The following is a 12,947-nucleotide window of genomic DNA, read 5'->3' as shown; positions in this document are numbered from 1 at the left end:
TTATACATATTCACTTACAACTACCAGTGCACAACTGTAGCTCGGCTATTCGTCTATAATAGCCGAGGTATAGCCAATTTTATAGTTCCAGTTACATGCTATTACGTTCGTACAGGTTTTAATACAATGTCTTATTTTGAAACATTTGACCTCTAGTCAAAAGAATACTACCTAATGTCGGATAAATGTTGCTATTAAAGGATTTTGAACTACTCTTTTACGAATTTTATTTGGGTAAAGTGAATAGATACAACTACACATAAATAGATGGCATGACGTCATAGATGAAAAATGCTAAGCTAGCAGCCATAATCGCATCTCCTATTATTTATTTTCTTATTAGACTGGTTCTGTCATGACCAAAAGTACAGATATACCTACGCCGCAGTCACAGCCAGTACCGAACGATAAAAGCATTTTTAATCTGCCGAATAACCTGACTATTGCGCGTATTTTGATGATTCCGTTGTTCGTAGCGATCGCTTATTGGCCGCCGGCAATGGGCATCAATATGCCTGCGATAACAGATAACGTTATTGGACGAGTAGGGATGAGTGAGTTTAGCGATAGTTTGCTACGTCACTTGTTGCTGACTGGGGTGTTTATCATCGCCGCTATTACTGATTGGCTCGATGGTTATTTTGCCCGTAAGCTCAATGTGATGTCGGCTTTTGGACGCTTTTTGGACCCTGTCGCTGACAAACTAATGGTAGCGGCGGCGCTGATTATTTTAGTACAGTGGCATCCTAATATTATTATGGCAATAGCGGCTATTGTAATTATTTCGCGCGAGATTGCAGTATCAGCGCTACGTGAATGGATGGCCGAGCTGGGCAATCGTACTAGTGTAGCGGTGTCTTATGTCGGCAAGCTCAAGACTACTTTTCAGATGATCGCTATTACGGTACTGCTACTGAACTGGGAGTCACTGGAATTGGTTGGTTATGGTCTGATGGTGGCAGCAGTGATCTTAACCCTCTGGTCGATGTTTATTTATCTTAAAGCGGCTTGGCCTTATCTTAAGCAAAGCGGCTAACTATAAAAGCTTGGATTGAAGCATTATTGAGTTGGTTTTCGCTAGATATTTATATTAATACTTTAAGTAATGATCTCAGTAATGACCCAAGTAATGAACCGATTTTTTAGCTAGCAGTCATTTAGCTAGTAATAACGTCAGTAGCCTAAGGCTATTGGCGTTTTTTTGGTTTTAGCTAGCACTATAATTTTGGCTATTTTTTAAGTTATTTTAAACTTTGATTGTTATAGTGATTAAGATATACTCAAAAATAATCTACCGAATATTAGTAAGGCTAGTAAAGTGGCGCACGCTATAAGATAGTATCCACACAGCCGACCTTGACCGGTTTATAGGAGTAAAGCGTCATGAAATTATATAAAGGGCAGTGTTTTACTGGCGTTGTATTATTAGCGCTGCTGGCCGGTTGTTCTTCAACGGCTCCTATAAGCGAAAGCTCAATGCAGACGGCTTCAAAATCGGAACGTTTGGGCACTCAATGGGGTGATGAAGTTAATTCGCCAGTGACTAGCGTTAATTTGCGTCGTACTGGTGAGAGACCTATCGAGCAAATGCAGCTTTATTATGCCGATAAAAACTACAGTGGTCGGGCTATAAATAGTATGTCACTAGTGGCTGGAAAAATCGACTTTTCAGTAGCTACTGATAGAGGTAATTTATCGCTTTATCGAGATAATGGTCATTATTACGTTCAAGGTCATGCCGGCCAAGCCTACCGTTTAGTGTATAAAAATAATAGCCCTAATACTTATGAAGTAGTGGCTAGTGTCGATGGCTTAAATGTCATTGACGGTAGTGCAGCCAGTCGTTATGCCACCGGTTATGTGCTAGCTCCCAATAAGCAGCTAGTGATTGAAGGGTTTCGAAAAAATAAAAGTGCGGTAGCCTCGTTTATTTTTAGCAAGCCAGAGAATGCTTATGCGGCGAATACTGATAGTGGCTCTATAAATAATACCGGCGTTATTGGTGCTGTTATTTACCAGCTTTATGATCCTTCTCGTCCTAGAGCACAAAATTTACAAGCCTTTCCAGCAGATAATGGCTATGCCAAGCCTCCAAAATAAGTGCTACTGTTATTTGATTATGATCAAATCAATGAGTGCTCGGCTGCTAACCGTTATACAGTAATTAAAGCCCCCTAATAGCGTAGCTAATCTAGCAACATTGCTAGCTAACAATTACTTACAAGAGGAAATAAGCATGAAACTAGTCAAAAAACAATCATTGCTTGCCGTCGGTTTAGTAGCGCTATTAACGGGGTGTTCATCGAATACCAGCATGAAAGAGGACTCTGCTCAACCCTCGTCTGAGCCCGTGCAAAATGAGTCTACGCAAGATGCAGCAGTGCAGGATGAGACCGTGCAGAATAATGCTGATTCTATGCAAGAAAAGTCAACGCAAGATGCCAGTGAGTCAGAGCGTTTGGGTACTCAATGGGGCGATGAAGTTGACTCACGAGTGACTGTGGTTGATCTGCGTCGTGTCAGTGACCAACCTATTGAGGAGATGCAGGTAAGTTATGCCGATAAGACTTATAAGGGCCGCGCCTTAAATAGCATGTCATTGGTTGCTGGTAAGATTGACTTTTCAGTAACCACGGATGACGGTAATTTATCAATTTATCGTGATGCTAGTAATTACTATTTGCAAGGTAGAGCAGGTCAGGCATACCGTCTGGTTTATAAAAACAATAGCAGCAATACTTATGAGATCGTCGCTAGTGTCGACGGTATCAACGTTTTGGATGGTAGCGAAGCCAGTCGCTATGACGATGGCTATGTGTTAAACCCTAATGAAGAACTGGTCATTGAAGGTTTCCGTAAGAGTGAAGATGCAGTAGCCTCTTTTATCTTTAGCAAACCTGAAAATGCTTATGCCGCCAATACCGATAGTGGTTCTATAAATAATACCGGCATCATCGGTTCAGTCATCTATGAGCTTTATGATCCATCTGAGAGCAAACCAAAAACGCAACAAGCCTTTCCAGCAGATAATGGCTATGCCAAAGCACCAAAATAGTTATTAAAATAGCCGTTAATAAAAGGCTGTTTTGACTAAACCAGTTACAATCTACACTTTATAATAGATAGAAAATGCCAGCGATACGGTTATCGCTGGCATTTTTAATTACTGACTGTTTGCTAACTAAAAGGTACTAATTAACTAAATAGTACTAATTAACCAAAAATTAATGATCCATTAAAAAATATTCGTTCAAATCTATAGCCTTATAACTCGATAGAGAAGTTTTCGCCTAAGCTCTTATCGATAGCAGTATCAGTCACTGCTGCGGCAGTAATTTTAAACACATTAGTGAATGAATTACCATTAGCCCAGTATTCAGCCCCATGAGGCGTTACTTTTATTAGCTGTACTTTAGGATCATCAATACCTTGCTCAAAATAAGCGTTATATATCGGTGACCATAACTCTTTTAGCTTTTCTTCATCAGTAACTAGCTCAGCTTTACCAGTAATGGATAGATAGTTTTTATCATCTTGACTAGCATAAGCGAGGTTAACTTCTGGATTGTGCTTAATATTGTCAGCCGTGTCAGAAGGACTATGACCAATAAACCAAATTTCTTTAGCGCCAATACTAGTCTCAATAGTATTCATCGGGCAAGAGTGCAAATGATCCTCGCTAGTACGAGTGGTCAGCATGGTATATTTAATATCATTAACCATCGCTTGAATCTTGTCCATTTGCTGTTGTCTGCTCATAAGAGGCTTCCTTGTCATTTGTAGAGGGTGGTTAGAGCAATGTTTATAGCTTACCGTAACTAATATAGCCAAATAGCCTAATCCAACAATAGAGGTAGTCTGTAATAGGCTGTGAAGGTTTGTAAGCTAGTATTGGCTTTATTAAAAGTAAAATTTGCAGCATAAAAAACGCCAGTAAAGACACCCTTACTGACGCTGGTATTCATACTTTATCTGTATCTATCGTTTGCAACTATTTAAAATTGCAGAAATATAGTTAGAACTATAAAGAGATATTGAATTGTTCGCCGACACCTTCAGCAGTTTTACCATCTTGCATAGCTGCTGCTGCCATTTTGAACATATTCACAGTAGAGCTGCCACTGATCCAGCATTCTATACCATGGGGAACCACCTTGATCAACTGCACGTTTTCGTCTTCTTTACCATGTTCAAAGAATGCGCTGTCCATTGGTGACCATAGTTCATCCAATTTATCTTTGTCTACTGGTAACTCAGCATTACCACTGACTGAAACATAATTTTTGGCATCTTGAGTGGCGTAAGTTAAGCCTACTTTTTTGCTATCTTGCAGGTCTTTTACCACGTCTGAAGTCTTATCACCGATGAACCAAATTTCTTTAGCACCGATACTGCTTTCAGTAGTAGTCATTGGCCAAGCATGTAGATCCCCTTTTTTATTCACTGTAGTCATCATAGCGAATTTAACATCTTTGATAACTTCTTGAATCTTATCAATCTGTTGTTGCTTGCTCATAGTGTTTCCTTTTTGATTTTTAATTATTTGCGATGCTAGTAACCGATACTAGTAAATGGCACGCTAATTGAGTTCTAACCGTTGTTTTATTAACTGACCCTAGAATAGCGAAGTGCATGGCGGTATTTATATAGTTTGCCAGTAAGGCGATGTGAGCGTTTGTAAGGACTACAATAGTTGCGTAAAAAGTGTGAGTGTTTGCCGAGGTGAATAACTCGCTAGCTAAGCTTGCTAACTAACAGAGGAGGGTAAATCTGCACTAAACCCAATGATAAAATAGGCAAAAATCAGCCACTCAATAGCGAGCAAATAATAATGGCTTAGTGATATTTGCCACAAACAAGCTGAATTTATCGTGCTTTGCCCCTGCTTATTTCAGGTCTTCTTGTTATAATGCAACGACCAATTACCTCGCATGACCATAATGCCACATCTACCTTATACTCTATGGAACAAGCCTTTATGATGACCATTGCCGGACAACCGTTTTTGACCGACTTCCAGACCCAGCAACTCATTAGTCAGTTTCAACAAAAGACTGCACTCAATGTGACTCAAATTAGTACCCAACAGGTCTATGTGCTCTCAAGAGAATTAGATGGTGATGAGCATAAAAAAGCCTTAGATCTATTGGCAGTCACTAACACAACCGACTTTACCGCAGCGCAAGCGAATCAGCTGCAAGTCATCGTCGGCCCACGTTTTGGTACTATATCGCCATGGGCAAGTAAAGCGACAGATATCTTTAACAACTGTGAGATCAGTATCAAGCGTGTTGAACGAGTGATCGTCTATACTTTAACCGTCAGTGACTATGAGCAGGCTAAGCTGCCTGCCGCTGCTGAGCAATTATTGTTTGACCGCATGACCCAAAGCTTAGTTTATGACTTGGCCGATACTAGTAAGTTATTCGATGATCAGCAACCGGCTTCATTGAACCATGTTGATGTCATTGGCGCAGGGCGCAGCGCTTTAGAGTCTGCTAATACACAATTCGGTTTTGCCTTATCTAGTGAAGATATCGACTATTTAATGAACGCTTATGTTGATGAGCTGCAACGCAATCCGACTGACGTTGAGCTAATGATGTTTGCGCAGGCCAACTCTGAGCATTGCCGTCATAAAATATTCAATGCGGAATGGACAATCGACGGTGAAGTACAAGCCAAATCATTGTTTCAGATGATCAAGAATACTTATAAACAAAATCCACAAGGTATTTTGTCTGCTTATAAAGATAACGCTGCGGTAATGGCTGGCGCTGAAGGCTGGCGCTTTTATCCGGTGCCTAAAAATGCCACTGATATCAATTCAACGCATCCCTATGACTTTCATCAAGAAGATATTGATATTTTAATGAAAGTCGAGACCCATAATCATCCAACCGCTATCGCTCCTTATGCTGGGGCCGCTACAGGCGCTGGTGGTGAGATTCGTGATGAAGGCGCAACTGGTCGTGGTGGTAAGCCTAAAGCAGGTCTAACGGGCTTTCATGTCTCGCATTTGCACATTCCTGAGTTGGCCGAGAAGTGGGAACAATCCGGTACGCTTAGTACCCAAGATTATGGCACACCGGATCGCATGGCCACTAGTTTGGAAATTATGACCCAAGCCCCTTTAGGTAGTGCCAACTTCTCTAATGAGTTTGGTCGTCCTAATCTATGCGGTTATTTCCGTAGCTTTCAGCTAGATACTTCAGCTGCCAAAGACGGCAGTCAAATGCGTGGCTATCATAAGCCAATCATGCTGGCTGGTGGTTATGGCAATATCAAACGCAACTTGATCGAAAAAAATACTATCCAACAAGGTGATCTGTTGATCGTCCTTGGTGGCCCAGCGATGCAGATTGGCTTAGGGGGCGGTGCCGCCTCTTCAGTCGATAGCGGCTCATTAGATGAAGGCTTAGACTTTGCTTCAGTACAGCGTGATAACGCCGAAATGGAGCGCCGCTGTCAAGAAGTGATGGATCGCTGCTGGGCACTAGCGGGCAATGATGTCGACGTTAGTAATGGCGGCAAAGACGGTAACCCAATCGTCTCCTTGCATGACGTCGGGGCCGGTGGTTTATCTAATGCTATGCCAGAGCTAGTCAATGATCATGAAATGGGCGCTCATCTCAATCTACGCCGCATTCCTTCATTAGAAGCTGGCATGTCGCCAATGGCGATTTGGTCAAACGAAGCGCAAGAGCGTTATGTACTGGCGATTCATCCTGAGAGCGAAGCTCAGTTCGATGCAATATGCGAGCGTGAGCGCTGTCCGTATGCCATCTTAGGTACCGCCACTGATATCCGTCAGCTTATCGTTGATGATGAGTTATTAGCTGAGCAGCCGGTCGATATGCCGATGCAAGTATTGCTAGGCGGTACGCCAAAAATGAAGCGTAGCTTTAGCCGTCAACAGGCGACTTTGCCAGCATTACAACTTGATGAGGTGAATTTAGCCGACTCTATCACTGACGTATTACGTCATCCTACTGTCGCTAGTAAGTCATTCTTGATTAGCATTGGTGATCGCTCTATCACTGGGATGGTCGTCCGTGATCAGTATGTCGGTCGCTATCAAGTACCAGTGGCAGATTGTGCAGTAACCGCCACGGGCTTGCGCAGTCTTGCAGGTCAGCCGATGACTGGTGAAGCGATGAGCGTCGGCGAGCGCACGCCAGTGGCTTTGATTAGTCCTACAGCTTCGGCACGTTTAGCGGTTGGCGAAGCGATCACTAACATCGCTGGCGCGTGCATTGCGCAGTTATCCGATATTACTATGTCAGCGAACTGGATGGCAGCCTGTGGTGATGATAGCGAGGATGCAGCGTTGTTCGATGCCGTTTATGCGGTAGGCGAAGAGCTATGCCCAGCCTTGGGTATCGCCATTCCAGTCGGTAAAGATTCGCTGTCTATGCGTGCTAACTGGACAGATGAAGATGCCGAGACAGGCGCACAAGATAAGTCAGTAGTCTCTCCAATGAGCTTAGTGATTACCGCTTTTGCTCCTGTTGTTGATGTGGCAAAAACCTTAACGCCTGAGTTGTTGAATGGTGATAGTGCGTTCTATCGCATTGATTTATCCAAAGGTAAGTTACGTTTAGGCGGTTCTATCTTAGCGCAAACCCTTAGCCAATTAGGTAATGACTGCCCAGATCTTACCCAGCCAAGTGATCTAGTAGATTTCTTTAACTTTATCCAAGCGGGTAATGCCCAAAATGTCATCAGTGCTTATCATGATATCGGCGATGGTGGCCTGTTAGCGACTATTGCTGAGATGCAGTTCACTAGTCGTCAAGGTATCAAGCTGTCATTGACTGATGATAATCTATTGGGTCAGTTATTCAGTGAAGAGTTAGGCGCAGTGATTCAGGTGTTACCTGAAAACGTACCTGCATTGATGCAAATGGCCGAAGAATTCAATGTCGGTGATATGTTGAGCTTAGTGGGACACAGCACTGAGGAGGACAGCTTAATTATCCAAACGCCTAAGTTAATCGGTGAGGATACGCTAAGCTTTAGCCGTGGTGAGTTACAACAGCAGTGGAGTCAGGTCAGTTATCAAATCGCTCGTCGCCGTGATAATCCAGCATGTGTACAGCAAGAATACGACTTGATTACGGATAGTAGCTATAAAGGTCTAATCGCTGCGCCAAACTTTGATCTCAATCAAAAAGTTGAAGCGCCTTATCTTAATAGCCGTGAAACTAAGCCTAGAGTCGCCATCTTGCGTGAGCAAGGAGTTAACGGCCAGCTAGAAATGGCAGCAGGCTTCACTCAAGCGGGCTTTGAGGCGGTAGACGTGCACATGAGCGACTTACTAAAAGGTCGTATCAACTTGCGTGACTTCGATGGTCTAGTGGCTTGTGGTGGCTTTAGTTACGGTGATGTGTTGGGAGCTGGCTCAGGTTGGGCCAATTCTATCTTGTTCCATGATGATTTGCGTATGCAGTTCGTGCGCTTCTTCGCTCGTCCAGACACCTTCTCACTGGGCGTCTGTAACGGCTGTCAGATGATGGCGCAGCTAAAAGATCTTATCCCTGGTGCTGAGAATTTCCCACGCTTTATCGCTAATAAATCCGCTCGCTTTGAAGGGCGTACGGTCAACGTAAAAATTGAGCGCACCAAGTCTATCTTGTTCAAAGGCATGCAAGACAGTATCTTACCTATCGCTGTGGCACATGGTGAAGGCTTGGCAACTTTGAACTCTATCGAGATCGATGGCATGGCCAAACACGGTCAACTCGCTATGCGTTATGTCGACAGCCAAGGTCATCCCACTGAGACTTATCCGCTCAATCCAAACGGTTCGCTCGGCGGTGTCACGGGTCTGTGTAGCACTGACGGTCGCGTCACCATCATGATGCCGCACCCTGAGCGTACGTTACGCGCTTACAATCACAGCTGGAAACCAGAAGAGTGGGATGAGGACGGCGCTTGGATGCGGATGTTCCGTAATGCACGGGCTTGGGTCCGTTAGGATATAGGCTAAGTTAATTTAAAGTATTGTTTTAGACATAAAAAAAGGTGGGCTCAAAGCTCACCTTTTTTGTGTTTGGGATTTGGTGTTTGGGGATTAAGTTTTAGGTATTCAGGGTAAGTTGGTGTGGAGCTTGCGACACCCAACAACACATTGAGATATCATTAGTAATATACGTCAATGGAGTATATAATAAGTAATGACTAAAAAGGATTCTGGATGTTACATTTTATAGAAACCCCATTGTTTACTAAGCAAGTGGTTAAACTGTTAGACGACGATAACTATAAAGAACTGCAAGCAGATTTAATTAATAATCCAGAACAAGGGGATTTAATTCAAGGCACGGGTGGCGTTAGAAAAACCAGATGGGCGCTAAATCAAGGTAAAAGCGGTGGCGTACGTATTATTTACTATTTTGTTGATAATCACGGCGTATTTTTTATGTTGCTTGCCTATTCCAAAAATAAAAAAGTTAGCTTATCAAGCCAAGAGAAGGCAAGCATGTATAAGCTAACCCAGCAAATCAAAGAGGTCTACAACCATGAGTAATGAATTTTATGATGATCTATCTACATCGTTGAATCAAGCATTAGCGATTGCTAAAGGAGAAGCTGAGCCTAGCCGACAGTTTAGCTATGAGCTACCTGATATAAAGTTAATACGTGGCAAAACAGGACTATCGCAACAACAGTTTGCTGATAAACTCAATATAAGCCCACGTACTTTGCAGAACTGGGAGCAAGGCACGAGAAACCCAACTGGGGCAGCGGTTACTCTGATGCGATTGTTAGACAAGCAGCCTGATCTGATTGGTTTGGCTTAATAAATAACAGAAGCGTATTATTTTTTTAGCTGCTATCTTGGTAGTTCACTGTTAGGCGAGACAAAGCAAGTGTCTGAGACATTTGACCCAACGCAAGGGAAAATATGTGATCTTCTTATGGCTAAGGTGAGAGGCGTTCCAACATTCGAGCGATCACCTCTAGCCAGGCCCCCGCAGCCCAGTAGCTATCTAAGTATAACCGCTGCAATCAGGGCTAAAATGCTCTTAGAATAGATATTGAGTGATTGCTCTAAAGTATTTTTAGCTTTTTGAAATTTATGTGCCATGCTTATTTTATATAAAACGGAGCACGAGGCGCACCCTACAACTTATTAGCTTAAACTATCGATAAATCCTTAGGTTGGGCGGACCTTGCGACCCCCAACAGCTTGTGTAATAACCATAACTTGTCACAAAAGCCAAATTTTTAACAGCTTTTGTAGGCTGTGGCTTTAGCCCAGCAGCAGCTATGCAAAAGTACTATTTGAGTTATGAAAAGCCAGTTGTTTAACCAATGGTAAGTTATGCCATGATAGATAAAAATCGCTGGGTTAAAAACCCAGCCTACGGTAACTTTTCTATTTTGAATAATGATTTACAGAATTTTGATATTAAAGACTTCATCTGTTAAGCCTCGCACCTCGAAACAAAACCTATCTTAAACTAAATCCTAATCTGACTTTGCATTGGGAGATTGGTGTGGAGCTTGTAACCCCCAATATCTCGATAGTGCAATATCGATCTGTTGACTCTCGACACCCACCTACAATTATTTTTCAATATAAGCTTAGCATTGGCTACATGCGTACAATCATAGCTGGAAACCAGAAGCGTGGGATGAGGACGGCGCATGGATGCGGATGTTCCGTAACGCTCGTGCTTGGTTGCGATAGTAGCTACTCTAGAGACTGATTAGCGTCGTCAAACTTGCTGAGCCTACGACATGTAGTGCTTGCGCATGTTTTCCTCGCTACTCAAACCTCTAGCAATTGCTTATAGTTTTAGATAGTTGTTTTTGAAATGAAAAGGTGGGCTTTGGCTCACCTTTTTTGTGTTTAGAGTTTGGTGTTTTGAGAAGTAGGGGAGCTATTTTCTGAGAAGCGTTAAAAAATTGCACTGCAATTTTAGCTTCACAAGTGAAAATTCCTTAAAGAGAATTTTCTGTTTCGCCAGTATCTTAATCATCGATTAGGATTGTCGCTAAGAATGTATAGATTCGTGTGACGACCTTTGGACTAGTCTTTAACTATATGTTATATATATCAATCTTCGGTATGATATGATATGATACATATCCTATATGAAATATCGCACCCAACATCTTTACACTTTCTAAGTGTGTTTTTAGAAAAAAATAGCATACTGTAATTCTATGCCACTCTACTTTTCCTTTCTAACAAAACGATATACTGCCCAAAGTAGTCTTTAGCCAATATGAGGAGGTTATTATGAAATATTCAGCAATTGCAATTGCAAATGCTTTTATTGAACAAGCTAATAATGGAAAAATTAATAACTTAACTCCTATGAAGCTGCAAAAGTTAATGTTTTTCGCTCAATCATGGCATTTGAAATCAACTAATATGCCACTATTTGATGGTAACTTCGAACGCTGGCAGTATGGTCCTGTTTTACCCGAAATTTATCATGAGTTTAAGAAGTTTGGTTATAGAAGTATTCATGAACTTGGTTCTAATATGTGGAACGAGTTTCATAAGATAGATACTTATGACTATCAAGTGACTGAATTCCTAAAACAAATAGTTGATGCCTATGGCAACTATACTGGAACTGAATTATCTTGGATGACACATCAGCCAGAAACTGCGTGGTCGAATGGGCAATTAGGTACGATTATCAATTCGCAAGATATGATTAACGGTAAAGTATGATATTTAAATTGTAATGTTAGATATAAAGACAACTTTTAATAACGTTGAAGAGAGTGGCATCAGTAAGGATGTACCACTCTCTTTTCCTATCTCTAATTCAGATGTAACAAGGGCTGGAGACGTTATACGTTCTTGTATGGAAAGTTCAAATCTAGATACTAAAAGAGAAGAAGAGTTTACAAACGCATTACTTATACTTAGAAAATATCGAGAAAATCATGCACCTTGTCTTAAGATATTTTCAAATCTATTAAAAGAGAAGTTGGAAAGATTAGAGGTTGATAAGGAAAGTATTGTTGGTTCTCGCACGAAAAGGTTAGAATCAATTTCAATGAAATTAGTTCGACTTCCTTCAACTAGACTTTCTCAAATGGAAGATATAGTGGGAATTAGAGTTACTTTACCTAATATGCAAGCAGTTGAGCGTTTTATTAATGATAGAGAAATATGTGAAATATATAACTCAGATCATATTGAGAATGAAGCAAGGACAAATAACTATATAAGTAGACCCAAACCTGATGGCTATAGGGGTATACACCAGATTTTTAAGTGTAAGGTCGATAATAAGATTTTTCGACTGGAACTACAGATCCGCACGAAGGTACAACATGAATGGGCTACAATTGTAGAGATACTTGGTTCTCTATATAAAGCTTCATTTAAAGCAGGAGAAGGAGATAAAAGGTACTTAAGGTTTCTTGAACTAACAAGTGTGTTATTTTCTATTGAAGAAAATGCTCCTGTTATTTCTAATTATGCAGAATTAACTTCGACAGAAATATGTACTAAATTAACTGCACTTGAGAAAGAATTAAAAGTTATTGAAAAGCTAAAAAGTGTCAATTCTATTAATTTATTAGAAAAAAGTCCTGAGGCTAAATATTATCTAATTCAGTTAGACTTAGAGTCTCGTGAGACCAGAGTGCTGCATTATTTTGACGGTAAAAAAGCAAATGAAAATTACTATCGGTTAGAGAAGACTTACAAAGGCAGCGATAAATTTGATGTTGTTTTGGTCTCGGTTGATGATGTTAATAAAATTGAAGAAGCTTATCCAAATTATTTCCTAGATAGTGATAGTTTTATCAATAGATATAACGAGCTTTTAGCGAAATACTTATAGCTATAGTAAAATTTTACGTATATGGATGCTGAATATATGATGCAGTATTTATTATACTATTCAAAAAATAATATAATAAATAGATAGTTAATAAGGTTTTTAAGAACTGAGTTTAAAGTTAAC

At 41.0% G+C, this 12,947-nt stretch carries 10 protein-coding genes; 8 read left to right on the top strand and 2 right to left on the bottom strand.

Annotated features, from left to right (window positions below; genetic code table 11):
• The first annotated feature begins 355 nt into the window (after positions 1-355).
• The 3 genes from pgsA (at position 356) to KZA12_RS04125 (ending at position 3,055) form a co-directional block, all read left to right on the top strand.
• The gene (gene pgsA, locus KZA12_RS04135) at positions 356-1,036 is read left to right on the top strand and encodes a CDP-diacylglycerol--glycerol-3-phosphate 3-phosphatidyltransferase (protein ID WP_201621682.1); all 681 of its coding nucleotides are present in this window, start codon (positions 356-358) and stop codon (positions 1,034-1,036) included.
• 347 nt (positions 1,037-1,383) lie between these two features.
• Entirely contained in the window at positions 1,384-2,100 is a 717-nt protein-coding gene (locus KZA12_RS04130) for a hypothetical protein (RefSeq protein ID WP_218689318.1), read from the top strand.
• Positions 2,101-2,236: 136 nt separating this feature from the next.
• Positions 2,237-3,055: a hypothetical protein gene (locus KZA12_RS04125; RefSeq protein WP_218689317.1), complete on the top strand. Its 819-nt coding sequence runs from the start codon at positions 2,237-2,239 to the stop codon at positions 3,053-3,055.
• 209 nt (positions 3,056-3,264) lie between these two features.
• Here the strand turns inward: KZA12_RS04125 and KZA12_RS04120 are convergent, their stop codons facing one another.
• Together KZA12_RS04120 and KZA12_RS04115 are read right to left on the bottom strand one after the other, a co-directional pair.
• A complete protein-coding gene (locus KZA12_RS04120) occupies positions 3,265-3,759 on the bottom strand; it encodes a pyridoxamine 5'-phosphate oxidase family protein (protein WP_218689316.1) in 495 nt (164 codons plus the stop codon).
• A 262-nt stretch (positions 3,760-4,021) separates the two neighbouring features.
• Positions 4,022-4,516, bottom strand: coding sequence for a pyridoxamine 5'-phosphate oxidase family protein (locus KZA12_RS04115; RefSeq protein WP_216581411.1), 495 nt, complete (start codon positions 4,514-4,516; stop codon positions 4,022-4,024).
• Positions 4,517-4,978: 462 nt separating this feature from the next.
• Between KZA12_RS04115 and purL the strand changes: the two genes are divergently transcribed.
• The 5 genes from purL (at position 4,979) to KZA12_RS04090 (ending at position 12,824) form a co-directional block, all read left to right on the top strand.
• Entirely contained in the window at positions 4,979-8,980 is a 4,002-nt protein-coding gene (gene purL, locus KZA12_RS04110) for a phosphoribosylformylglycinamidine synthase (RefSeq protein ID WP_218689422.1), read from the top strand.
• A gap of 219 nt (positions 8,981-9,199) precedes the next feature.
• Complete coding sequence (locus KZA12_RS04105; RefSeq protein ID WP_218689315.1) at positions 9,200-9,532, top strand: type II toxin-antitoxin system RelE/ParE family toxin; 333 nt, start codon at positions 9,200-9,202, stop codon at positions 9,530-9,532.
• A complete protein-coding gene (gene nadS / locus KZA12_RS04100; protein ID WP_216581409.1) occupies positions 9,525-9,806 on the top strand; it encodes a NadS family protein in 282 nt (93 codons plus the stop codon). Before KZA12_RS04105 ends, nadS begins: the two co-directional genes overlap by 8 nt.
• Before the next feature lie 1,448 nt (positions 9,807-11,254).
• Entirely contained in the window at positions 11,255-11,698 is a 444-nt protein-coding gene (locus KZA12_RS04095; RefSeq protein WP_060490301.1) for a Panacea domain-containing protein, read from the top strand.
• A 136-nt stretch (positions 11,699-11,834) separates the two neighbouring features.
• Positions 11,835-12,824: a RelA/SpoT domain-containing protein gene (locus tag KZA12_RS04090; protein WP_218689314.1), complete on the top strand. Its 990-nt coding sequence runs from the start codon at positions 11,835-11,837 to the stop codon at positions 12,822-12,824.
• The last annotated feature ends 123 nt before the right edge of the window (positions 12,825-12,947 follow it).

The sequence above is a fragment of the Psychrobacter sp. BF1 genome, assembly GCF_019279065.1.
Taxonomy (GTDB): domain Bacteria; phylum Pseudomonadota; class Gammaproteobacteria; order Pseudomonadales; family Moraxellaceae; genus Psychrobacter; species Psychrobacter urativorans.
The sequence above is the reverse complement of the archived record's forward strand: the minus strand, read 5'-3'. Positions and strand labels throughout refer to the sequence as shown.

Excerpts from the sequence above, each read along its gene's own strand:
- pgsA (WP_201621682.1), top strand. The coding sequence starts at position 356 with ATGACCAAAAGTACAGATATACCTACGCCGCAGTCACAGCCAGTACCG.
- KZA12_RS04130 (WP_218689318.1), top strand. The coding sequence starts at position 1,384 with ATGAAATTATATAAAGGGCAGTGTTTTACTGGCGTTGTATTATTAGCG.
- KZA12_RS04125 (WP_218689317.1), top strand. The coding sequence starts at position 2,237 with ATGAAACTAGTCAAAAAACAATCATTGCTTGCCGTCGGTTTAGTAGCG.
- KZA12_RS04120 (WP_218689316.1), bottom strand. The coding sequence starts at position 3,759 with ATGAGCAGACAACAGCAAATGGACAAGATTCAAGCGATGGTTAATGAT.
- KZA12_RS04115 (WP_216581411.1), bottom strand. The coding sequence starts at position 4,516 with ATGAGCAAGCAACAACAGATTGATAAGATTCAAGAAGTTATCAAAGAT.
- purL (WP_218689422.1), top strand. The coding sequence starts at position 4,979 with ATGATGACCATTGCCGGACAACCGTTTTTGACCGACTTCCAGACCCAG.
- KZA12_RS04105 (WP_218689315.1), top strand. The coding sequence starts at position 9,200 with ATGTTACATTTTATAGAAACCCCATTGTTTACTAAGCAAGTGGTTAAA.
- nadS (WP_216581409.1), top strand. The coding sequence starts at position 9,525 with ATGAGTAATGAATTTTATGATGATCTATCTACATCGTTGAATCAAGCA.
- KZA12_RS04095 (WP_060490301.1), top strand. The coding sequence starts at position 11,255 with ATGAAATATTCAGCAATTGCAATTGCAAATGCTTTTATTGAACAAGCT.
- KZA12_RS04090 (WP_218689314.1), top strand. The coding sequence starts at position 11,835 with ATGGAAAGTTCAAATCTAGATACTAAAAGAGAAGAAGAGTTTACAAAC.